General features: G+C 68.0%; 21 protein-coding genes. 7 read left to right on the top strand and 14 right to left on the bottom strand.

The genetic code is table 11. The features are described from left to right. Window positions 1-6: 6 nt before the first annotated feature. Both QUE68_RS15890 and QUE68_RS15885 read left to right on the top strand, forming a co-directional pair. Entirely contained in the window at window positions 7-690 is a 684-nt protein-coding gene (locus tag QUE68_RS15890; protein ID WP_284235833.1) for a TetR/AcrR family transcriptional regulator, read from the top strand. 10 nt (window positions 691-700) lie between these two features. Further along, the gene (locus QUE68_RS15885) at window positions 701-1,504 is read left to right on the top strand and encodes an SDR family NAD(P)-dependent oxidoreductase (RefSeq protein ID WP_284235835.1); all 804 of its coding nucleotides are present in this window, start codon (window positions 701-703) and stop codon (window positions 1,502-1,504) included. A gap of 4 nt (window positions 1,505-1,508) precedes the next feature. Here the strand turns inward: QUE68_RS15885 and QUE68_RS15880 are convergent, their stop codons facing one another. The 8 genes from QUE68_RS15880 to tkt are packed head-to-tail and all read right to left on the bottom strand — an operon-like array spanning window position 1,509 to window position 10,507. Continuing rightward, on the bottom strand, window positions 1,509-2,318 hold the full coding sequence (locus tag QUE68_RS15880) for an SDR family NAD(P)-dependent oxidoreductase (RefSeq protein ID WP_284227039.1): 810 nt from the start codon (window positions 2,316-2,318) through the stop codon (window positions 1,509-1,511). 44 nt (window positions 2,319-2,362) lie between these two features. Then, on the bottom strand, window positions 2,363-3,646 hold the full coding sequence (locus QUE68_RS15875; protein WP_284235836.1) for a cytochrome P450 family protein: 1,284 nt from the start codon (window positions 3,644-3,646) through the stop codon (window positions 2,363-2,365). A 13-nt stretch (window positions 3,647-3,659) separates the two neighbouring features. Continuing rightward, complete coding sequence (locus QUE68_RS15870; RefSeq protein WP_284227037.1) at window positions 3,660-4,061, bottom strand: ATPase; 402 nt, start codon at window positions 4,059-4,061, stop codon at window positions 3,660-3,662. A gap of 20 nt (window positions 4,062-4,081) precedes the next feature. Then, window positions 4,082-4,822, bottom strand: coding sequence for a 6-phosphogluconolactonase (gene pgl, locus QUE68_RS15865; protein WP_284235838.1), 741 nt, complete (start codon window positions 4,820-4,822; stop codon window positions 4,082-4,084). Further along, complete coding sequence (gene opcA, locus QUE68_RS15860) at window positions 4,819-5,733, bottom strand: glucose-6-phosphate dehydrogenase assembly protein OpcA (protein ID WP_284227035.1); 915 nt, start codon at window positions 5,731-5,733, stop codon at window positions 4,819-4,821. The genes pgl and opcA overlap by 4 nt, the downstream gene beginning before the upstream one ends. Further along, complete coding sequence (zwf, locus tag QUE68_RS15855; protein WP_284235840.1) at window positions 5,734-7,278, bottom strand: glucose-6-phosphate dehydrogenase; 1,545 nt, start codon at window positions 7,276-7,278, stop codon at window positions 5,734-5,736. It lies immediately after the preceding gene. Between the two features lie 8 nt (window positions 7,279-7,286). Next, the gene (gene tal, locus QUE68_RS15850) at window positions 7,287-8,405 is read right to left on the bottom strand and encodes a transaldolase (protein ID WP_284227033.1); all 1,119 of its coding nucleotides are present in this window, start codon (window positions 8,403-8,405) and stop codon (window positions 7,287-7,289) included. 8 nt (window positions 8,406-8,413) lie between these two features. Beyond that, window positions 8,414-10,507, bottom strand: coding sequence for a transketolase (tkt, locus tag QUE68_RS15845; protein ID WP_284235841.1), 2,094 nt, complete (start codon window positions 10,505-10,507; stop codon window positions 8,414-8,416). 194 nt (window positions 10,508-10,701) lie between these two features. On the opposite strand from tkt, the gene QUE68_RS15840 reads away from it, so the two are divergent. Next, entirely contained in the window at window positions 10,702-11,649 is a 948-nt protein-coding gene (locus QUE68_RS15840) for a heme o synthase (RefSeq protein ID WP_284227031.1), read from the top strand. A 1-nt stretch (window position 11,650) separates the two neighbouring features. Here QUE68_RS15840 and arfB read toward each other — a convergent pair whose 3' ends face one another. Beyond that, window positions 11,651-12,082, bottom strand: a complete 432-nt coding sequence (gene arfB / locus QUE68_RS15835; protein ID WP_284235843.1) for an alternative ribosome rescue aminoacyl-tRNA hydrolase ArfB — start codon at window positions 12,080-12,082, stop codon at window positions 11,651-11,653. 2 nt (window positions 12,083-12,084) lie between these two features. Further along, window positions 12,085-13,059, bottom strand: a complete 975-nt coding sequence (locus tag QUE68_RS15830) for a quinone oxidoreductase family protein (protein ID WP_284227029.1) — start codon at window positions 13,057-13,059, stop codon at window positions 12,085-12,087. 18 nt (window positions 13,060-13,077) lie between these two features. Between QUE68_RS15830 and QUE68_RS15825 the strand changes: the two genes are divergently transcribed. Then, on the top strand, window positions 13,078-14,031 hold the full coding sequence (locus QUE68_RS15825) for an ATP-grasp domain-containing protein (protein ID WP_284235845.1): 954 nt from the start codon (window positions 13,078-13,080) through the stop codon (window positions 14,029-14,031). Here QUE68_RS15825 and QUE68_RS15820 read toward each other — a convergent pair. Genes QUE68_RS15820 through mptB form a run of 4 tightly spaced genes read right to left on the bottom strand, consistent with a single transcriptional unit; the run spans window position 13,966 to window position 18,423 of the window. Further along, complete coding sequence (locus tag QUE68_RS15820; RefSeq protein ID WP_284235847.1) at window positions 13,966-14,964, bottom strand: COX15/CtaA family protein; 999 nt, start codon at window positions 14,962-14,964, stop codon at window positions 13,966-13,968. The genes QUE68_RS15825 and QUE68_RS15820 overlap by 66 nt on opposite strands. Before the next feature lie 50 nt (window positions 14,965-15,014). Next, the gene (locus tag QUE68_RS15815) at window positions 15,015-15,803 is read right to left on the bottom strand and encodes an ABC transporter permease (protein ID WP_284227026.1); all 789 of its coding nucleotides are present in this window, start codon (window positions 15,801-15,803) and stop codon (window positions 15,015-15,017) included. Further along, on the bottom strand, window positions 15,800-16,726 hold the full coding sequence (locus QUE68_RS15810) for an ABC transporter ATP-binding protein (RefSeq protein ID WP_284227025.1): 927 nt from the start codon (window positions 16,724-16,726) through the stop codon (window positions 15,800-15,802). Before QUE68_RS15810 ends, QUE68_RS15815 begins: the two co-directional genes overlap by 4 nt. Continuing rightward, on the bottom strand, window positions 16,723-18,423 hold the full coding sequence (gene mptB / locus QUE68_RS15805) for a polyprenol phosphomannose-dependent alpha 1,6 mannosyltransferase MptB (RefSeq protein ID WP_284235849.1): 1,701 nt from the start codon (window positions 18,421-18,423) through the stop codon (window positions 16,723-16,725). The genes QUE68_RS15810 and mptB overlap by 4 nt, the downstream gene beginning before the upstream one ends. Window positions 18,424-18,505: 82 nt before the next feature. Here mptB and QUE68_RS15800 point away from each other — a divergent pair, with 82 nt between their 5' ends. From QUE68_RS15800 to sufD, 3 genes are read left to right on the top strand one after another with little or no spacing between them, the layout of a single operon-like run. Then, entirely contained in the window at window positions 18,506-19,276 is a 771-nt protein-coding gene (locus QUE68_RS15800; protein WP_284236218.1) for a helix-turn-helix transcriptional regulator, read from the top strand. Next, a complete protein-coding gene (gene sufB / locus QUE68_RS15795; protein WP_284227023.1) occupies window positions 19,273-20,700 on the top strand; it encodes a Fe-S cluster assembly protein SufB in 1,428 nt (475 codons plus the stop codon). The genes QUE68_RS15800 and sufB overlap by 4 nt, the downstream gene beginning before the upstream one ends. Then, on the top strand, window positions 20,701-21,873 hold the full coding sequence (sufD, locus tag QUE68_RS15790; protein ID WP_284235850.1) for a Fe-S cluster assembly protein SufD: 1,173 nt from the start codon (window positions 20,701-20,703) through the stop codon (window positions 21,871-21,873). Window positions 21,874-21,875 lie beyond the last annotated feature (2 nt).

Raw genomic sequence — 21,875 nt, 5'->3', positions numbered from 1 at the left:
CAGGCCATGACGGAGGATGCCTCGCGGTCGTCTCGCCGGCTGGACCCCGACCCCAGGGTTCGCAAGGCCATCATCGCCGCCGCGGCGACGGTCGTCCGCGAGGAGGGCGTCCGGGGTGTGAGCGTCGCGCAGGTGCTGACCGGCGCGGGCATCGGCACACGGGCGTTCTACCGCCACTTCGACTCCAAGGACCAGCTGGTGTCGGCCGTGTTCCTCGACATGGCACGCGCCGAGACCCGCAGGCTGAGGGAGCGGATGGCCACCAGCTCGGACCCGATCGACGCCGTCGTCGCATGGATCGACGGGCGCTTGGATCTGGCATTCGACGAACGAATCGAGTCTGATCTGCGGCAGATGTCCCTCGAGGCGCAGTCGCAGATGTTCGCCGCCCCGGAAGTCGTCGGCGCCGCGTACGCCGAGATCATGGCACCGTTGATCGATGAGCTTGCGCGGGGCCTGCTACTGGGCAGCTTCACCGACGTCGAACCCGCCGCCCACGCTCTCTCGATCCATGGCGCGCTGTGGTCGAGCGTCGAAAAACAGTGGGCGAGCGGCGATCAAGACCGCCGCGAGGTGCGCAGGACGGTGCTGACCTTCTGCCTTCGCGGTCTCGGCGTGGCACCGGAGTCCATTGCCGACGTTCTCGACGAGAGCACCACCCACCTCGCCGCGACGCGGCCGCACGGATAGCGGGAGAAGCATGGATCTGGGACTAGCGGGCGCGGCGGCAGTGGTGACCGGCGGCAGCAAGGGTATGGGGTTGGCGATCGCCCAGACGCTGGCCGCCGAGGGCGCTCGCGTTGCGGTGATGGCGAGAGGGCGGGCTGCGCTCGACTCGGCGGTGGAGTCGCTGTTCGCCGCGGGGGCGCCCGACGCGTGCGGGATCAGCGTCGACATGGCCGACGCCGAGTCCATCTCCGCGGGTTTCGCCGAAGTCGCCGATCGTTGGGGCGAACTCAACAGCCTCGTCCATACCATCGGCCCAAGCGACGGCTACTTCGAGGAGATGGGTGACGACGACTGGGACGCGGCGTTCGCGCTCGGCACCATGTCGGGGGTCCGGTCGGTCCGGGCCGCACTGCCGATGCTGCGGTCGGCGGAGTGGGCGCGCATCGTGACGTTGTCCGCGCATTCGATCCAGCGGCAGAGCCCCCGGATCGTCGCCTACACCGCGTCGAAGACTGCGCTGAGCAGTGTCACCAAGAACCTGTCGAAAAGCCTTGCCAAGGACGGCATCCTCGTCAACTGCGTGTGCCCCGGCACCATCGTAACGGCCAGTTTCACCGAGAACCTCAAGGACATCCTCGCCATTGACGGGCTCGACGCCACCAACCCGGTGGACGTGATGACGTGGATAGAGAACAACTTTCACCAGCCGTGCGACCTCGGCAGGGCGGGGTTGCCCGAGGAGATCGCCTCGGTCACGACGTATCTGGTGTCCCGCCGCAACGGCTACGTCACCGGCGCCACCGTCAACGTGGACGGTGGATCGGACTTCGTCTGAGTCCTCAGCTGCTCGGTCCGAGCACGTAGACGCCGGTCTCGGGGTGGTGATACCAGCCGCCCGCGGCATCGGTTCCACCGTCTACGTGGAGGGTCTGACCGGTGAGGTAGCTCGACATGTCGGAAGCCAGAAAGACTGCAGCGCGGGCCATCTCGTCGACGTGACCAGCGCGGCCCATCGGCACGGTGGCACCGAAGCGCTGCTCTGCCCCGGGCGGAGCCAGCTGCGCGAGCCCCTCGGTCAACGTGATGTCGGGCGCCAGCGCGTTCACCCGGATACCGTGCGGGGCCAATTCGAGGGCCGCGGTCTTGGTGTAGTTGATCACCCCGGCCTTGGCCGCGGCATAGGCCGCGTAACCCGGCGCGGCCCGGACGCCTTCGATCGAGGTGACGCTGATGACACTGCCCGAGAGTCGGGCGCCGACGATACCCCGGGCCACGCGTTGGGTGCACAGCAGCACGTGCCGCAGATTGGCGCGGTAGAGGGCGTCCCACCCGTTCTCACTGGTGTCGAGGATTGGCGAGTTGAACACCCCGCCAGCGTTGTTCACCAGGATCGTCACGGTCCCGAGCTGGGCCGCCGTCCGGGTCAGCGCCTCGTCGACCTGGTCGCTCTCGCGGACGTCGGTGACGACGCCGAGGGCGCCGATCTCCTCGGCCGCCGCTGCGCACGTGGCGGGGTCGCGCTCCCAGATGGCCACCTTCGCTCCGAAGGCAGCCAGGCCCGCGGCGATACCGCGCCCGATTCCCGCGCCGCCGCCGGTCACCACGGCGACGCGATCAGTGAGCAGGATGTCGGACGGGGCGATGGACATCGCTTGAATATAGAGGGTCGGAATACAGGGGCGGGCCCGCGAATTCAGCGCCGCACGTAGTCCACTCGGCAGGAGTCGGCGGATCTCGCCACTCCGCCGATCTGGGCGGGCACCGGGCGCGGGTAATGCGTCCATCCAGGCGTCATTGCGTACCGGCCGAGCAGGCGCGTCATCGCCATCGTCATCGCGGCCAGTGAGAACGGTTGGGCCGGGCAGGAGTGCTTGCCGTGCCCGAAGGCGGTGACCAGTAGGGGAGAGGCCAACGCGGAGGTGTCGGCCAGACGGTGCCGGTGCCAGCGCGCAGGTTCCCAGACCTCGAGGCCGGCGGCCGCGGACGTGTTGAGAAGCGGCAGCAGGGTGGCGATGGTCCACCCCGGGGGGACGTCGACGACACCCGCGCCGGTATCGAAGGAAACCGACTGCACCACGGCACGGGCCATGATCGACCGCTGCGCCAGCCGCGTGCTCTCCAGGGCGCAGCGCTGCGCGAGGGCTCCGTCGCCCGCGGTGACCTCGCGGAGCTGGTCGGGATGTTCGAGCAGGTCGACGATCGCCCAGCCCAGCGCGGCCATCAGGTTGGACATCGAGGCGATGTGGATGAGCGCGACGTCCATCGCGATACCGCGACGGCGGACCTCGCCGGCCTCCGACGCCCATGCGTCGACGATTCGGTCGAAGAGCCCTCCGCCGGGGCTGGCCTCCGGATCATGCTGCCGCACGGCATCTTCCAGTACCACGGCCACCTCCTCGAGGGCGGCGCGCTCGGCGCGCTGATCTGACGCCGCCACCGCCGCCATGGCATCGGGATGGACGAACGCGTCCGACCCGTCGAGGACGTCGAACGCGCGTACCAGCCGTTCGAAGGCCTCGCCGTCGGCGCAGCCGGGGCCCGCCCAGGAGGCCAGTCCCATGCGGTGGCCCAGCCGCCGGGTCAGCGCGAAGAGCTCGAGCGTGCCCCGCTCGCCAAGCTCGGCCTCGGTCGCATCCAGGGCGTGGTCGAGGTTGGTCAGATACGACGACACGTCATCGCGACGGAACAGCGAGCCGGGCAGTACCCGACGGCCGGCGAACACCTCGTCGGGCAGCTTGCGGCGCAACATCAGGTAGTCCGCGAGTCCCTTGCTGGCCACATCCTCGGGTAGCGCATAGAACGACTCGACCCCGACCGGGGAGAAGGTGAACAGGTAGTCGCCGCCGCTGCGCAGCACGAACGAGTCGCCGCAGGCCGCACGGGCGGTCGCGATCACCGCGACCGCGTCGTCGACCGGCACGTCCCAGGGCAGCCCCACGCCGTGGGCCACGGGCAGTACGTCCAGTGGGCCGGGCACTAGGCCTGGCCGCTCACAGACCGGTGCTCCTGCGCACCGCGTTCAGTGCGCCCCGCACCGCATGCTCCGTCGCGGACCACGGTGCCATCACCGACTCACCGATGCCCACGATGCGTTCCACCCGGTCGACGATCGCCTCGAGGCGTTCCACGACTCCAATGAGTCGTGGCGCCAATTCGTCGATGCGGGTGATGGTCTCGTTGAAGCGCTCCAGCGTGGTGTCCAGCCCGCTGGTGGACTTGTCGAGATCGTGCAGCGTCTCACCGAGTGCGGTCAGCAAGGTGTCGACCTGCTCGACGGTGACGTCGGCGTTGAGCGCGGCCTGGGTCAGGGTCCTGATGCGCTGCCGACCGGTGGCCGTGCGACTCCGTCCTCGACCGCCTGCGGCGCCGGGACCGACCCCTTCGTCTGCCATGAGGATCAGTATGGCGGTTGCTACAGGTCTGCGCCGGCCGCTTCGTCGAGGAGCCACACCGTCGTGTCGCGCCCGGCGGCGCCTGCGGCGGGCACGTCGTCCGCTGCTGCCCCACCGATCGCGGCCGCCACCGCCTCGGCCTTCTCCGCACCGGAGACGACCAGCCACACCTCACGCGACCTGACGACCGCGGGCAACGTCAGGGTGATGCGCTGAGGGGGCGGTTTGGGCGAATCGGTCACGCCCACGACCATGCGTTCGGTCTCCCGGGTGGCCGCGGCGTGCGGGAAGAGCGAGTTGACATGCCCTTCACCGCCCATGCCGAGCAGGTGCACGTCGAACTCCGGGGTGGGTGCGCCGCCGATTGCGTTGGCGGCCAACACCTGTTCGTAGGCCAGCGCCGCAGCATCGATGTCATCGCCGAACTCACCGTCACTGGCGGGCATGGCGTGCACGTTGGCGTCGGGGATGTCGATGTGATCCAGCAGCGCCTCGCGGGCCTGCTTGTCGTTGCGGTCGTCGTCGTCGGCCGGGACGTAGCGGTCGTCACCCCAGAACAGGTGCACCATCGACCAGTCGACCGCCTCACCGTGGTCCCTGAGGTGCTTCAACATCTTGACGCCGGTACCGCCACCCGTGAGGACGACGTAGGCGACCCCACGCTTGGCGATGGCCCCCGCCATCGCGATGACCAGCCGATCGCCAGCCGCCGCCACCAGGGCGTCGGCATCTGCGTAGGTCTCGATGACGTTGTCGCTCATGACCGGTACTCCACCTTGTCGATGCCCTGTAGTGCTGCGAGGTAGATCTCGTCGGCGTCGAGCCTCCGAAGATCCTCGGCCAGACAGTCGCGAGTCTCCCGGCGGGCCAACGGAAGCTTGGCCTCCGGCTTCGCGGTCCGGGTCAACGTCGCCGTCACCCCCTTCTGCGGCCTGCTGAGCGTGATCGTCTCACTGGCACGCACGATCTCGACCTTGAGGTCACCGACGGCGCGCTGCACCGGACCGTCGATGCGGCTGGCCAGCCACCCGGCGAGGATGTCAAGGGCCGGTTCCTCCTTGCGGCCCGAGACCAGCGCGGACTGGATGTCCTCGTGCGGTCCCTGGTCCAGCGCCGAGGTCAGCATCGCGCGCCAGTAGGTGATCCGACTCCACGCCAGGTCGGTGTCGCCTGCGGTGTAGCCCTCCAGCCGGCTCTTGATGCAGGCCAGCGGATCGGTTCCGTAGGTGGCATCCGTGATCCGCCGAATGGCCAACTGGCCCAGGGGATCCTGAGCAGGTACCCGGGGCGCCACGTCGGGCCACCACGCCACCACCGGAGTGTCCGGCAACAGGAACGGCGTGACGACGCTGCTCGCGTGCGCGGCGAGCGGGCCGTGCAGCTTGAGCACGACCACCTCGCCGGCACCTGCGTCGTGCCCGACCCTGATCTGCGCGTCCAATTGGGGATCGGCGGCGTCGCGATCGACCGGAAGGACCACGATCACCCGGCAGGGATGCTCGCGGCTCGCGGCGTTGGCCGCCTCGATGGATTCCTCGAGGATGGCTTCACTGTCGGGTGCGATGACCAACGTGAGGACACGGGCCATCGTGAAGGCGCCACCCTCCTCGCGGAGGCCGTCCAGCTTCTTGTTGACCGCCGTGGTGGTGGTGGCTTCGAGATCGACGATCACTTAGGGCCTCCGCCATTCCCGGCCGGTCCGGCGGAGCATCTCCGACGCCGAATCCGGCCCCCAGCCGCCCGATTCGTACGGGTCGGGTTTACCGTGTGACGCCCAGTACTCCAGCGCGGGATCGAGTATCTCCCAGGATAATTCGACCTCCTGGTTCACCGGGAACAGTGATGGCTCGCCGAGCAGGACGTCGAGGATCAGCCGCTCGTAGGCCTCGGGGGAGTCCTCGGCGAACGCCGAGCCGTACGAGAAGTCCATGTTGACGTCACGGACTTCCATCGCGTGGCCGGGCACCTTTGAACCGAATCGCAGCGTGATGCCCTCGTCTGGCTGCACTCGGATCACCAGGGCGTTCTTGCCCAACTCGTCGGTCATGGTCGCATCGAACGGCAGGTGCGGGGCGCGCTTGAACACCAGCGCGATCTCGGTCACCCTTCGGCCGAGCCGCTTTCCGGTTCGGAGATAGAACGGCACGCCGGCCCATCGCCGCGTGTCCACCTCGAGAGCGATCGCTGCGAAGGTCTCGGTGGTCGACGTAGGGGAGAAGCCCTCCTCCTCGAGGAGCCCGACCACCTTCTGGCCGCCCTGCCAGCCCGCCGTGTACTGGCCGCGAGAAGTGTTCTCGTCCAACGGTTCCGCCAATCGCGTGGCCGACAGAACCTTGATCTTCTCGGCCTGCAGCTCGGCGGGACTGAAGCTGACGGGTTCCTCCATGGCGGTTAGCGCCAACAACTGGGTGAGGTGGTTCTGGATGACGTCGCGGGCGGCGCCGACTCCGTCGTAGTAGCCGCCCCGCCCGCCCAAGCCGATGTCCTCGGCCATGGTGATCTGCACGTGGTCCACGTAGTGCGCGTTCCAGATCGGGTCGAACAGCTGGTTGGCGAACCGCAGCGCCAGGATGTTCTGCACCGTCTCCTTGCCCAGGTAGTGGTCGATGCGGAACACCGACGACTCCGGAAAGACGCTGTTGACCACCTTGTTCAGCGATTGCGCGCTGTCCAAATCGTGGCCGAACGGCTTCTCGATGACGACGCGGCTCCACCGATCGCCGTCGGGACGGGCCAACCCCGACTTGGAGAGCTGCTCGCACACCATGGGAAACGCGTTCGGCGGAATCGACAGGTAGAACGCGTGATTGCCGCCCGTGCCGCGCTCGGCGTCGAGCTTCGCCAGCGTCTCCGACAGCCGGGCGAACGCGTCGTCGTCGTCGAAGGCGCCCTGAACGAAGCGGATGCCTTCGTTCAGCCGGTCCCACACCTCCTGGCGGAACGGCGTGCGGGCGTGCGCCTGCACCGCCTTGAAGACGATGTCGCCGAAGTCCTGGTCCGCCCAGTCGCGCCGGGCGAATCCGATCAACGAGAACGTGGGCGGCAGCAGGCCGCGGTTCGCCAGGTCGTAGATCGCCGGCATCAACTTCTTGGTGGCCAGGTCTCCCGTCACCCCGAAGATCACCACCGCGCACGGACCGGCGATGCGGGGCAGGCGCTTGTCCCGCTTGTCGCGCAACGGGTTCTGCCAGTCCTTGCCCGCCGCAGTGCTGCCCACGGGTCGGCTCAGGACTTCTTCTCGTCCAGCTGACCCTGGGTCGCCTCGAGCAGCTCGCCCCACGACTTCTCGAACTTGTCGACGCCTTCGTTCTCCAGCGTCAGAAAGACGTCGGTCAGATCCACGCCGATGGCGGCCAGCCGGTCGAAGAGGATCTGCGCCGCGCCGGAGGTGCCACTGATCGTGTCGCCCTTGATCTCACCGTGATCGGCGACGGCGTCCATCGTCTTCTCCGGCATGGTGTTCACCGTGTTCTTGGCGACCAGCTCGGTGACGTACAGGGTGTCGGAGTAATCCGGATTCTTGACGCCGGTCGATGCCCACAGCGGCCGCTGCACCCGCGCGCCGTCGGCGAAGAGCTTGGCGTAGCGCTCGCCACCCACGAACACCTGCTGGTAGGCGGCGTAGGCGAGGCGGGCGTTGGCGACGCCGGCCTGACCGCGCAGCTCCAGCGCCTCCTCGGTGCCGATGTCCTCGAGTCGCTTGTCGATCTCGGAGTCGACGCGAGACACGAAGAACGAGGCCACCGAGTGGATCTTGGAGAGGTCGTGGCCGGCCTCCTTGGCCTTCTCCAGACCCTCGAGGTAGGCGTCCATGACCAACCGGTGCCGCTCGACCGAGAAGATCAGCGTGACGTTGACCGAGATGCCCTCGGCGATCACGGCGGTGATCGCGGGCAGACCCGCCTCGGTGGCGGGGATCTTGATCAGCAGGTTGGGCCGGTCGACGATCTTCCACAGTTCGACGGCCTGAAGGATGGTCTTGTCGGGATCGCGCGCCATGCGCGGGTCGACCTCGATGGACACCCGCCCGTCGAGTCCGTCGGAGGCTTCGTAGGCCTTGGCCAAGAGATCGCACGCGTTGCGGACGTCGTCGGTGGTGACCGTCCGGATGGTGGCCTCCACGTCGGCGCCCTGTTCGGCGAGTTCCTTGACCTGCGCGTCGTAGGCGTCCCCCTTCGACAGCGCGGCCTGGAAGATCGACGGGTTGGTGGTGACGCCCACCACGCTCTTGGTATCGATCAGGTTCTGCAGGTTGCCGGTCTGCAGCCGCTCACGCGACAAGTCGTCCAGCCATACCGATACGCCTTCGGCGCTCAGCGCCGCGAGGTTCGAGTTCTGAGTCATGAGTCTCCTTAGTTGTCGAGTGATCGTTCGGCGGCCGCGGCGACGGCCTCCGGCGTGAAGCCGAACTCGCGGAACAACGTCTTGTCGTCCGCCGACTCGCCATAGTGCTCGATCGAGACGATCTCGCCGGTGTCGCCGACCAGCTTGTGCCAGCTCTGCGCGACGGCAGCCTCGACCGCGACGCGCGCCGACACCTCGGGTGGCAGCACGCTGTCGCGATACTCCTTGGGCTGGCTCTCGAACCACTCGACGCACGGCATCGAGACGACGTACGCGTTGATGTCCTTCTCCGCCAACAACTTCTTCGCCTCCACCGCCAATTGCAGTTCCGAGCCGGTGCCGATGATGATGACGTCCGCATCGTCGGCGGGTGTGCCCCCGCCGAGGACATAGCCGCCCCTCGACACCCCTTCGAAGTTCGTGCCCTCCAGCACCGGGATGCCCTGCCGGGTCAGGATGAAACCGACGGGACCACTGCCGTTGCCGCGCGCGATGATGCTGCGCCACGCGTACGCCGTCTCATTCGGATCGCCCGGGCGCACCACCGACAGGTTGGGGATGGCCCGAAGCGCAGCCAGGTGCTCGATCGGCTGATGGGTGGGTCCGTCCTCGCCGAGGCCGATGGAGTCGTGGGTCCAGATGTAGATGGTGTCGATGTCCATCAGCGACGCCAGTCGCACGGCGGGCCGCATGTAGTCCGAGAACTGCAGGAACGTTCCGCCGAACGCGCGCGTGGGCCCGTGCAGCACGATGCCGGAGAGGATCGATCCCATCGCGTGCTCGCGAATGCCGAAGTGCAGCACGCGGCCGTACCAGTCCGCCTTGAAGTCCTCCGTGGAGATGGACGGCGGACCGAACGACTTCACGTCCTTGATGGTGGTGTTGTTGCTTCCGGCGAGATCGGCCGAGCCGCCCCACAGTTCGGGCAGCTTCGGCGCGACGTCGTTGAGCACCTGGCCGAAGGCGGCTCGGGTGGCGACCGACTTGGAGCCCGGCTCCCAGTACGTGATGTCGGCGTCCCAACCGTCGGGCAGCTCTTCGGCGATCAGCCGATCGAGCAATTTCTTGCGCTCTGGCTCGCGCTCGGCCCACGCGTCGAACTCGGGCTGCCACTTCTCGTGGGCCTCGCGGCCGCGCTCGACCAACTTGCGGGTGTGCTCGATGACCTCGTCGCGCACCTCGAACTTCTTCTCCGGATCGAAGCCGAGCACCTTCTTCGTGGCGGCCACCTCGTCGTCGCCCAGCGCCGAGCCGTGCACGCCGCCCGTGTTCATCTTGGTGGGCGCCGGATAGCCGATGATCGTGCGCACCGCGATGAACGACGGCTTGTCGGTGACGGCCTTCGCCGCGGCGATGGCCTCCTCGATGCCGGTGACGTTCTCGCCGCCCTCGACCTCCTGCACGTGCCAGCCGTAGGCGCGGTACCGGGCAGGCACGTCCTCCGAGAGGGCGATGTTGGTGTCGTGCTCGATCGAGATCTGGTTCTTGTCGTAGAACACGATCAGGTTGCCGAGTTGCTGGGTGCCCGCCAGTGAGCTGGCCTCGCTGGTGATGCCTTCCTCCATGTCGCCGTCCGAGGCGATCACGAAGATGAAGTGGTCGAAGGGGCTGGTGCCCGGCGCCGCGTCGGGGTCGAAGAGACCGCGTTCGTAGCGCGACGCCATCGCCATGCCGACCGCGGAGGCCAAGCCCTGTCCCAGCGGGCCGGTAGTGATCTCCACACCCTTGGTGTGGCGGAACTCGGGGTGGCCCGGCGTCTTGGACTTGAACGTCCGCAGCGCTTCGATGTCCTCGAGCTCCAGCCCGAAACCGCCTAGGTAGAGCTGGAGGTACAGGGTCAGGCTGCTGTGGCCGCAGGACAGCACGAACCGGTCCCGGCCCAGCCAGTGCACGTCCGACGGGTCATGCCTCATCTGACGCTGGAACAGCGTGTACGCCAATGGCGCCAGGCTCATCGCGGTACCGGGGTGGCCGTTGCCCACCTTCTGTACCGCGTCGGCGGCCAGCACGCGCACCGTGTCGACGGCGACGGAATCGACATCGGCCCAGTCGTCCGGGTGGTGTGGGCGGGTAAGGGCGGAAATGTCTTCCACTGTGGTCACGATCGAGCTCCTCGGGTCGGCAAGCTGTCAGTGAATACCCTAGTGCGGACCACTTCACCGCCGCAGTCTGCGTCGCCGAGTTGGTGCTGCGTTCACCTACGGTGACCCTGCGTTGTCCAGCACTCGGTTCCACGGTCTACCATCGCCTGTAGTAGAAGCCATGTGCTGCCGCGATATCCGAGGAGACCAACTGCGTGAGCATTCGCGAGCGCCGTATCCTTCGCGAGGCGCCTAACCCGACGTCGCGCTGGCGCCGAACCCGTACCACGCTGCTGGCGTACGTGGCACTGACGAAGCCTCGGGTCATCGAACTCCTGCTGGTGACCACCATCCCGGCGATGCTGCTGGCCGACCGGGGCACCGTCGACCCGCTGCTGATCCTCAACACCCTCTTTGGTGGGATGCTGGCCGCGGCGGGCGCCAACACACTGAACTGTGTCGCCGACGCCGACATCGACAAGGTGATGAAGCGGACCGCCCTGCGGCCTCTGGCCCGGGCCGCGGTGCCGACGCGGCACGCGCTGGTGTTCGGCGTGGTGTTGACCGTCGCTTCGTTCGCCTGGCTGTGGTGGACCACCAACCTGCTGTCGGGTGTGCTGGCCCTCGCGACCATTGCGTTCTACGTCTTCGTCTACACGCTGCTGCTGAAGCGGCGCACGTCGCAGAACGTGGTGTGGGGCGGCGCCGCGGGGTGCATGCCGGTGATGATCGGCTGGTCCGCGGTCACCGGCACCATCGGTTGGCCGGCGCTGGTGATGTTCGGCATCATCTTCTTCTGGACGCCGCCACACACCTGGGCGCTGGCGATGCGTTACAAGGACGACTACAAGGCCGCGGGCGTGCCGATGCTGCCCGTCGTCGCCACCGAACGTCAGGTGACCAAGCAGATCCTGATCTACACGTGGCTGACCGTGCTGACCACGCTGGCGCTGGCCCTGGCCACGGGATGGCTGTACGCCGCCGTGGCCGTGATCGCGGGCGCGTGGTTCCTGACGATGGCCCACCAGCTGTATGCCGGGGTGAAGCGCGGCGAGGCAGTCAAGCCGCTGCGGTTGTTCCTGCAGTCGAACAACTATCTAGCAGTCGTGTTCTGCGCCTTGGCCGTCGACTCCGCGCTGGCGTTGCCGACGCTGCTCCACTGATCTAGGTCGGGTCCCAGCCGCCTCCGCGTCCCTGCTTGATGCCACCCCGCCGCTTCTTGTCGGCGAGTCGACGTTCCTTCGCGCGCCGTGACGGCTTGGTCGGTCGACGCGTCGGCGGAGGGGCGGCAGCGGCCTCCCGGAGCAGGCGCGCCATGCGGTCGCGGGCTGCGGCACGGTTCTGCAGCTGCCCGCGGTGTTCACTGGCCGTGACGGTGAGAACGCCTGCGGTCAGGCGGCTACGCAGCCGGCAGAGCATCTGGTAGCGCAACCACTCGGGCACCGACGGTGCGCGGGCCACGTCGAAGGACAGCTCCACGCGGCTGTCCGCAGTATTCACCCCCTGCCCGCCCGGCCCGGACGACCTCGAGAAGCGCTCGCTCAGCTCGGACGCGGGCACCACGATCGCCCGCGTCACGATCAGGTCGTCGGGCACGGCTACGGAACCAGCACCACTGAACCCACGGTCTTGCGACCCTGCAGGTCGGTGTGTGCGTTGGCGGCGTCGGCCAGGGGGTACCGCTCGCTCACCGTGACCGAGATGGCCTCCGTGGCAATCGCGTCGAGCAGTTCGCCGGCCCGCCAGGAGAACTCGTCGGGTGTGCGCGTGTAATGCGCCAGCGTCGGCCGGGTCAGGAACAGCGAACCCCCACTGTTGAGGCGCTGTGGATCGAAGGGCGGCACGGGGCCGCTGGACGCGCCGAACAGCGCGAGCGTGCCGCGCAGGGCAAGGCTCGCGAGGCTGGCGTCGAACGTCGACGCACCCACCCCGTCGTACACGGCGGCGACGCCCCGGCCGCCGGTGAGCTCACGGATCCTGGCACCGAACTCCTCGGGGTCCTCCGGATAGTCGAGGACCTCGACGGCGCCGGCCTGCCGGGACAGTTCGGCCTTCGCGGTAGTCGAGACGGTGGTGATCACCTTGACCGCCATGCTGGTCGCCCACTGCGTGAGGATCAGTCCCACACCACCGGCGCCGGCGTGCACCAGAACCGTGTCGCCCTGCTGCACCGGATAGACCGACTTGAGCAGATAGTGTGCGGTCATCCCCTTGAGCAACGCGGACGCCGCCACCTCGGCGGGCACGGCATCGGGCACGTAGGCCACGAAATCGGCTGGTGCGACGCAGTATTGGGCATAGGCACCGTTGGCCTGGGCGGTCACCACCCGATCCCCGACGTTGAGCGCCGCTACGTCGTCACCGACGGCGGCCACGGTGCCGCAGACTTCGGTGCCGACGATGAACGGTAGTTCGCGGGGGTACAGGCCCGATCTGACGTAGGTGTCGATGAAGTTGACGCCGATGGCGTCGGCCTTGATGAGCACGTGGCCGGGCCCGGGTTCCGGCTCGGGCTTCTCGACGTAGGTCAGGACTTCGGGTCCACCGGTTTCGGTCACTTCGATCGCATACATGGCACCTATCATTCCAAGGTGAAGCTCGCGCGGCCCGACGTTCGCCATCCGCACATCGTCCTTGCAGGTTGTCACGCCCTCGTCAACGGGGACGGTGACGACGCGGGGCTCGTTCCCGCGCTGAGGTCGAGGGGTCTGCACGCCCGCTGGCTGTCATGGGACGACCCGGCGACCCTCGACGCGGATCTCGTCATCCTCCGAGCGACGTGGGACTACACCGAGCGGGTCGACGAGTTCCTCGCCTGGACCCGCCGCGTCCGCAATCTGGTCAACAGTCCCGCCGTGGTGGCGTGGAACACCGACAAGCGGTACCTGGCCGATCTCGCGGCTGCGGGTGTGCCGACGGTGCCGAGCGCGTTCTTCGCTCCGGGGGAGAAGGTGCGGATCCCGGCTGGCGAAGTCGTGGTCAAACCCGCCATCGGGGCGGGTTCGGTTGGTGCGCAACGATTCTCCGATGTGGGCAAGGCCCGCGAGCATGCCCTCGCGTTACAGGTCGACGGTCACACCGCACTGGTACAGCCCTACGACCCGCGCATCGCCGACGGCGAGACCGCGCTGGTGTTCCTCGGCGGCCGCCCGTCACACGCCTTCACCAAGGGCCCGCTGCTGCCACCGCCCGGGGAACTGGCCGCGCTCGACGCCTCCGGCACCTACGCCGAGGAGACCCTGCGGCCGGCCGATCCGGACTTCGAGCTGTGGGACGTCGGGCACGCCGCGCTGGCCGCGGCCACGACGAAACTGGGCATCGACGTCGGCGAACTGCTCTACGCCCGCGTCGACGTCATCGGTGGTCTCGACGATCCGCGGCTGTTGGAACTCGAACTCGTCGAGCCGTCTCTGGGGTGGCGCCAACTCGACGACGACACCCGCGCGACGCAGCAGCGGCAGTTCGCCCTCGGCGTCGAGTCAGCTCTGGACCGGCTCGGGCTCGGCCCGCTCTCCCATCGATCTGGGTCGCATCGACGCCCATAGCGCGGCGGTCGCCGCCGTGCATGCCGCCGCACCGGCTACGTGGACGGCGACCAGTGCAGCGGGGACCCCGGTGAAGAACTGCACGGTGCCCACCATGCCCTGCAGGGCGACCAGGACGAGGACGGCGACCAGGCGCAGCGTCACCGGTCGCGGCGCGCGGACCGCGAGCAGCGCGAAGCCCAGCCCGATCAGCAGCGACAGGTACGCGGCGACCAGCGACGAGTGCCGGTAGACCAGCGTGATGATGTCGAGGCCCAGTCTCGGCACCGGCGCGTCGACACTCTTGTCGCCGGCGTGCGGCCCGGCTCCGGTCACCATCGTGCCGGTGACGAGGACGACCGCGAGGGCCATGGCGCTGAGAACGGTCAACTGGCGCAGGGGTTTTGGCACCAGGAGCTCGGGCACGCCTTCATCGGGTTCGCCGATCTTGACGAACAGCAGCACCGCCAGCCAGACCATCGCCATGGACACCAGCAGGTGGATCGCCACGGTCCACCACAACAGGCCGGTGAGGACCGTGATCCCGCCGATCACCGCTTGCACCACGGTGGACGCCGGCATCAGCCAGGCGTAGAGCTTCACTTCGCGGCGACGACGAGAGCGGGTCACCGCGAGTACGGCGAGTGCCGCGGTGAGGACGACGAGGAAGGTCAGCAATCGATTGCCGAACTCGACGGCCTGATGAACGATCGGTACCTCGGAGACCGGAACCGGTGTGAAGCTGCCCGGGAAGCATTGCGGCCAGGTCGGACAGCCCAGGCCCGAGGCGGTCACGCGGACGATCGCGCCCGTGACGGAGATGCCGCCCTGGGTGAGGATCACCGCGAACGCAATGATGCGCTGCGTCCGCAGGCTGGGCAGGGGGAGCGCGTCGACCAATCGCATCAGGCCACGGCTGTCCTGGTGCGCTTCGCGCAGGTCTCCGACGGCCATGGCCCGATCGTAGAGGAGTTCTAACTACAGCCCGTAGTAGGGGCCGCTGGTCAGGTGAAACGGAACCAGCGCAGCGCACCGAGCGCGGCGATGGCGCCCCAACCGGCCAGCACCGCGACACCGAACCAGTCCACGGACACCGTTAGAGCCTGGGTGAGCGACTCGGTCAGCGCCCCCGACGGCGTCAACCGCGCGACGAATCGCGCGGTGTCGGAGACCATGCCGCCCTGAACGTCCCCCTCCACGGTGAGCGCTCCGAGGCCGGCGAACACGAACCACAGCAGGTTGGCGACCGCGAGGACGATCTCCGCCCGCAAGGTGCCGCCGAGCAGCAGGCCCATGGCCGTGAACCCGGCCGTACCCAGCGCGATGATCACCGCACCGAGGGCCAGGCCCGCGATCGCGGGGCGCCAGCCGAGCGCAAAGCCGATGGCGCCCAACAGAATCGCCTGCAAGAAGACCACGGTGACGACGGCGAGTGACTTGCCGGCGATGATGCCCCACACCGGCAGCGCCGTCGCGCCCAGACGTTTCAGTGCGCCGTAGCGGCGGTCGAACGCGACCGCGATGGCCTGCCCCGTGAAGGCCGTCGAGATCACCGCCAGCGCCATGATGGCGGGCACGAAGGTCGCTGCCCGATTGGGCCCGAACGACCCCAGTGGCATGAGGGTGAGCCCGATGAGCAGGGTGATCGGGATGAACATGGTCAGCAGCAGTTGTTCGCCGTTGCGGAGCAGCAGCTTCAACTCGAGACGGAACTGGGCGGCCAGCATGTGCGGCACGGTCGCCGGACGTGGGTCGGGGGAAAAGGTCCCCGGCTCGAACCGATTGGTCGTCACGACCGCAACTCCCGTCCGGTGATGTCGAGGAACACGTCCTCGAGGCTGCGCTGTTCGACGCGCATGTCGGTGGCCAGGACGTCCAGCCGCGCACACCAGGCGGTGACCGTGGCCAGCACCTGCGGATCGATCTCACCCTCCACGAGGTACTCGCCGGGACTGAGCTCGCTCGCCTGGTACGTCTCGGGAAGGGCCGAGATCAGCAGTGACAGATCGAGTTTCGGTGGGGCGGAGAATCGCAGCTGGTTCTCTGCGCCCCGGCCCATCAACTCGGCGGGTGTGCCCTCGGCCACCGCGACACCGTTGTCGATGATCACCAGCCGGTCGGCGAGTTGCTCGGCTTCGGTGAGCTGGTGGGTGGTCAGGACGACGGTGACGCCGTCCCGCCGCAGCCCGTCGATGAGGTCCCACACCACGATGCGCGCGTGGGCGTCCATGCCTGCGGTCGGCTCGTCGAGGAAGACCAGTTCGGGCCGACCGACCACTGCACACGCCAGGGCGAGGCGCTGCTGCTGGCCACCGGACAGCCTGCGGTAGGTGGTCCTGGCCGCCTCGGTCAGGCCGAGGGTCGCCATCAACCACTGCGGGTCGAGCGGATCGGCCGAATAGGCGGCGACGAGATCCAGCATCTCGCCCGCCCGCGCGGCGGGATAGCCACCGCCGCCCTGCAGCATCACCCCGATGCGTTCCCGTACCCGTGCGTTGTCGACGAACGGATCGAAGCCGAGGATCTCGATCGTGCCCGAGTCGGGCTTCAGGAAGCCCTCGCACATCTCGACGGTCGTCGTCTTGCCTGCGCCATTGGGTCCGAGAAGCGCCAGGACCTCGGCGCGGTGGACCTCGAGGTCGAGTGCGTCGACCGCCGTCGTCGACCCGTACCGCTTGGTCACGCCGCGGAGGCGCACGGGGGTTTCCGAGGTCACGGTGACTCAGCGTAGGCGTCGGACTTGGCGACCGGTGGCGCAGATCCTGACAGTTCCGTGGCGTCTATGTCGGGCAGCGGCCGCCATGGCAGCCGATGGTAGGTGAGGGCGATGAGGATCAGCACGATCACCAAGCTGGCGGCGGTCGCATCGAGGATCTGGAAGAGCGCGAATCGGTCACCGTTGGCGGTCGGTCCGAAGATGCCGACGATCAGGGTGATGACGATCGTCGTGCCGCGGAACCCGGGCCTCGTCGCCCACGTGGCCAGCGGAATGATCGCCCAGAGGAGGTACCACGGCTGCACCACCGGAAACAACAGCACCGTGGCACCCAGCGCGACGCCGAGCCCGCCGACGGGATGCAGGCGCCCCCGCAGTACGGCGAGCAGCAGCCACGACACCAGGATCGCGATGATGATCACACCCATCGCGCGGGTGAGGCCGAGGACCGCGGTGGTGTGGTCGCCCAGGCCGAGGAGGTTGCCCACCTGACCGGTCCCCAGGGCCACCAGCGTCGGCGGCGACATCCACGACCGCACGACGTTCGCGGTTCCCAGGGTCGACAACCAGCCAAAGCCCAGCCCGCTGGCCCAGCCGACCAGGACCGTCACCACGAGCGCGATCGCCGCCACCAGGCCGCCCGCGGTGAAGAACGCGTGGACGGTGCCACCCCACTTGTACGCCAGGGCCATCGCCACGAACCCCACCGCAAGCAGGGACGGCAGCTTCACCTGAGACGACAGGGTGATCAACACCGTGCCGGCGATCAGCATGGCCAGCGGCATCCAGCGCGCCCACTCCTCGCGCCCGCGGGGTCTGTGCAGCGGGCGTGGCACCAGCACGCCGGCCGGGTAATTGTCGCGGGTACGGCTGATCGCGCGCAGGGCGAACTCGGTGCCCGTCAGCATCATGCCCAGCATCAGGGCCTCGTTGTGGATACCGGCGACTAGGTGCATGAACAGCAGCGGATTGCACGGGCCCAGCCAGAGGGCACTCACCTCCGCCACGCCGCACCGGCGGGCCAATCGCGGGGTGGCCCAGACGATCAACCCCACGCCGAGCAGCACGACGATGCGGTGAATGAGGACGGCGGCGACGATGTTGTCACCTGTGATCTCGGAGATGCCGCGGCCGATCCACAGGAACAGCGGGCCGTACGGCGCAGGCGTCTCACGCCACAGGCTCGGTACGGACAGGGTGAAGACGTGGTCGAGCCCGAGGCCGGTGGCCGGTCCGACGCGGTAGGGATCGAGCCCGAGGCGGGCGATCTGGCTTTGGGCGAGGTACGAGTAGACGTCCTTGCTGTACATCGGCGGCGCGATCAGCAGCGGTAGTGCCCACAGCAGCAGCGTGCGGTCCAACTGGCTGCGCGACATCCGCCGGCTTCCGAGGGCGAAGCGTCCGAGCATCAGCCACGCCAGCGCCATCATGACCGCGCCCGTCGTCGTCATGGTCAGTGACACGGTCTGGATGCGGGAGGGAAGATTGAGCAGTCGCACACCGAACGTCGGGTCCTGCACGACCGGCCGGGCGCCCGCACCAAGGGCGCCGATGGCCATTAGCACCGTGCCGGTCGCGCCGAACACCCGTGTCCGGCGCAGGAAGGCGACCTCGGAGGCGATCAGCGGCGAGCCGACCGTCGTCTCGTCGGCATGCCACCGCGCGACGGCGGTGCTCAGCGGACGACGGGCGGCCATGCACGCAGCGTAGTAAGTCGCCTACCTAAGGGTTGCCTTGCTAGACCCGTTTGCCGAATTCCGTCACAATGGTGTTGTGAAAATCCGCAGTGAGGTCGAGGGCGCTGGTGGCATTTCCACGGGCACCGCGTCACCCCCCGACGGACACACCCGCCAGTCGATCGTGCAGTTGCTGCTCGAAGGGCCGACGACCGCCGGCGAGATCGGTGATCGCCTCGGCATCTCGGCAGCCGGGGTGCGCCGACACCTGGACGCCCTCGTCGACGGCGGCGACGCCGAATCGACCGCCGCGGCAGCGTGGCAGCACAACGGCCGGGGTCGTCCCGCCAAGAGGTACCGGCTCACCGCCGCGGGTCGCGCCAAGCTCGACCATGCCTACGACGATCTGGCCGTGGCCGCGCTGCGGCAGCTCCGCGAGGTCGGCGGCGACGTCGCCATCCGCACCTTCGCGCGGCGGCGCATCGACACCATCCTTTCGGGAGTAACCCCGGGGGGCAGTGACGTTGTACCGACTGCCGACCGCGTCGCATCCGCGCTGACCGAGGCCGGTTACGCCACCACCACGACGCGGGTCACCGGCCCGATCGACGGGGTGCAGATATGTCAGCACCACTGCCCGGTGTCGCACGTCGCGGAGGAGTTCCCCGAATTGTGCGACGCAGAAAGGGAAGCGTTCGCCGACATCCTGGGTACCCACGTACAGAGGCTGGCGACCATCGTCAACGGTGACTTCGCCTGTACCACCCACGTTCCGCTCATCCCCGAACCCGCCAGGCGCACAGCCCACACCGACTCTCACCACGCAGCCATCGAAGATCAAGCAGCCATCGAGAACCTAGGAGCGTCGACATGACGACCACCCCCGAGATCCTGACCCAAGAGGAAGCCATTGCCTCCCTGGGCACCTACGGCTACGGCTGGTCGGACTCCGACGTCGCGGGCGCGAGTGCGCAGCGCGGCCTGTCCGAGGCCGTCGTGCGCGACATCTCGGCCAAGAAAAGCGAGCCCGAGTGGATGCTGGCGATGCGGCTCAAGGCGCTGCGCACGTTCGACAAGAAGCCGATGCCGAACTGGGGCTCCAACCTCGAGGGCATCTTCTTCGACAACATCAAGTACTTCGTGCGCTCCAGCGAGAAGCAGGCCGCCACGTGGGACGACTTGCCCGCCGACATCAAGAACACCTATGACCGTCTCGGCATCCCCGAGGCCGAGAAGCAGCGTCTGGTCTCCGGCGTCGCCGCGCAGTACGAGTCCGAGGTGGTGTACCACTCGATCCGCGAGGATCTCGAGGCCGAGGGCGTCATCTTCCTCGACACCGACTCTGCGCTCAAGCAGCATCCGGAGCTGTTCAAGGAGTACTTCGGCACGGTGATCCCCGCCGGGGACAACAAGTTCTCGGCGCTGAACACGGCCGTGTGGTCGGGTGGCTCGTTCATCTACGTGCCCAAGGGTGTCCACGTCGACATCCCGCTACAGGCCTACTTCCGGATCAACACCGAGAACATGGGCCAGTTCGAGCGCACGCTGATCATCGTCGACGAGGACGCCTACGTGCACTACGTCGAGGGCTGCACCGCGCCGATCTACAAGAGCGATTCGCTGCACTCCGCGGTCGTCGAGATCGTCGTCAAGCCGGGTGGCCGGTGCCGCTACACCACCATCCAGAACTGGTCGAACAACGTCTACAACCTGGTCACCAAGCGGGCCAGGGCCGAGGCGGGCGCCACCATGGAGTGGGTCGACGGCAACATCGGTTCGAAGGTCACCATGAAGTACCCGGCGGTCTGGATGACCGGCGAGCACGCCAAGGGCGAGGTGCTCTCGGTGGCGTTCGCCGGCGAGGGCCAGCACCAGGACACCGGCGCCAAGATGCTGCATCTGGCGCCCAACACGTCGAGCAACATCGTCTCCAAGTCCGTCGCGCGCGGCGGCGGCCGGGCGTCGTACCGCGGCCTGGTGCAGATCAACAAGGGTGCCCACGGTTCCCGCTCCAGCGTGAAATGCGATGCGCTCCTGGTCGATTCGATCAGCCGCAGCGACACCTACCCGTACGTCGACATCCGCGAGGATGACGTCACGATGGGTCACGAAGCGACCGTCTCCAAGGTCAGCGCCGATCAGCTGTTCTACCTGATGAGCCGCGGCATGACCGAGGACGAGGCGATGGCCATGGTGGTGCGCGGCTTCGTGGAACCGATCGCCAAGGAGCTCCCGATGGAGTACGCGCTCGAGCTGAACCGGCTGATCGAACTGCAGATGGAAGGGGCGGTCGGTTAAGTGACTCAGAATCTCACCGAGTCCCTGGAAGGCCGCAACAAGGGAGAGCTGTTCAGCTCGTTCGACGTCGCCGCCTTCGAGGTGCCCGGCGGTCGTGACGAACTCTGGCGGTTCACCCCGCTGAAGCGGTTGCGCGGGCTGCACGACGGGTCTGCGGCCGCGACGGGGGAGGCTCGGATCGAAGTGGTCGAGCGCCCGGGCGTGACCGTCGAGACCGTTGGTCGCGACGACGATCGGCTCGGCCAGGCCGGCACTCCTGCTGATCGGGTTGCGGCGCAAGCGTTCTCGTCGTTCACTCAGGCGACGGTCGTCAGCGTGGCGCGTGACACCGAGGTGGCCGAACCCATCGAGATCACCGTCACTGGTCCCGGCGAGGGGGCGACGGCCTATGGGCACCTGCAGATCCGTGTCGCCGAGCTCGCCAGGGCCACCGTGGTCGTAGACCTGCGGGGCAGTGGAACCTACGCCGACAACGTGGAGATCGTCGTCGGTGACGCCGCCGGTCTCGACCTGATCTGGATCGCCGACTGGGCCGACGACACGGTGAACGTCAGCGCTCACCATGCCCGGTTGGGCAAGGACGCGTCGCTCAGCCACGTCGTGGTCACCCTCGGTGGCGACGTCGTGCGGACCTCGGCGACGACGCGGTTCGCCGGACCCGGCGGGACCGCGCAGCTGCTCGGCACCTACTTCGCCGACGACGGCCAGCACTTCGAGTCGCGGTTGCTCGTCGACCACTCGCAGCCCAACTGCAAGTCCGACGTGCTGTACAAGGGTGCGCTGCAAGGGGATCCGGATTCGGATCGCCCCGATGCCCACACAGTGTGGATCGGCGACGTGCTGATCCGCGCGGAGGCCACCGGCACGGACACCTTCGAGGTGAACCGCAACCTGGTGCTCACCGACGGGGCGCGCGCCGATTCGGTGCCGAACCTGGAGATCGAGACCGGCGAGATCGTCGGCGCCGGACACGCCAGTGCGACAGGGCGTTTCGACGACGAACAGTTGTTCTACCTGCGGGCCCGCGGCATCCCGGAGGACCAGGCGCGACGCCTCGTGGTGCGCGGTTTCTTCGGCGAGATCATCGCCAAGATCGCCGTCCCCGAGGTGCGGGAGCGCCTCACCGAAGCCATCGAACGAGAACTAGCCATCACCGAATCGAAGAGTAGCTGATC

Origin of the sequence: Mycolicibacterium sp. TUM20985, from assembly GCF_030295745.1 — a bacterium.
In the GTDB taxonomy this organism is placed as follows: Bacteria; Actinomycetota; Actinomycetes; order Mycobacteriales; family Mycobacteriaceae; genus Mycobacterium.
The sequence above is the reverse complement of the archived record's forward strand: the minus strand, read 5'-3'. Positions and strand labels throughout refer to the sequence as shown.

Bases quoted from the DNA above. Each gene is read 5' to 3' on its own strand.
- QUE68_RS15890 (WP_284235833.1), top strand. From the start codon at position 7: ATGACGGAGGATGCCTCGCGGTCGTCTCGCCGGCTGGACCCCGACCCC.
- QUE68_RS15885 (WP_284235835.1), top strand. From the start codon at position 701: ATGGATCTGGGACTAGCGGGCGCGGCGGCAGTGGTGACCGGCGGCAGC.
- QUE68_RS15880 (WP_284227039.1), bottom strand. From the start codon at position 2,318: ATGTCCATCGCCCCGTCCGACATCCTGCTCACTGATCGCGTCGCCGTG.
- QUE68_RS15870 (WP_284227037.1), bottom strand. From the start codon at position 4,061: ATGGCAGACGAAGGGGTCGGTCCCGGCGCCGCAGGCGGTCGAGGACGG.
- pgl (WP_284235838.1), bottom strand. From the start codon at position 4,822: ATGAGCGACAACGTCATCGAGACCTACGCAGATGCCGACGCCCTGGTG.
- tal (WP_284227033.1), bottom strand. From the start codon at position 8,405: ATGACTCAGAACTCGAACCTCGCGGCGCTGAGCGCCGAAGGCGTATCG.
- QUE68_RS15830 (WP_284227029.1), bottom strand. From the start codon at position 13,059: ATGTATGCGATCGAAGTGACCGAAACCGGTGGACCCGAAGTCCTGACC.
- QUE68_RS15820 (WP_284235847.1), bottom strand. From the start codon at position 14,964: ATGGCCGTCGGAGACCTGCGCGAAGCGCACCAGGACAGCCGTGGCCTG.
- mptB (WP_284235849.1), bottom strand. From the start codon at position 18,423: ATGGCCGCCCGTCGTCCGCTGAGCACCGCCGTCGCGCGGTGGCATGCC.
- sufB (WP_284227023.1), top strand. From the start codon at position 19,273: ATGACGACCACCCCCGAGATCCTGACCCAAGAGGAAGCCATTGCCTCC.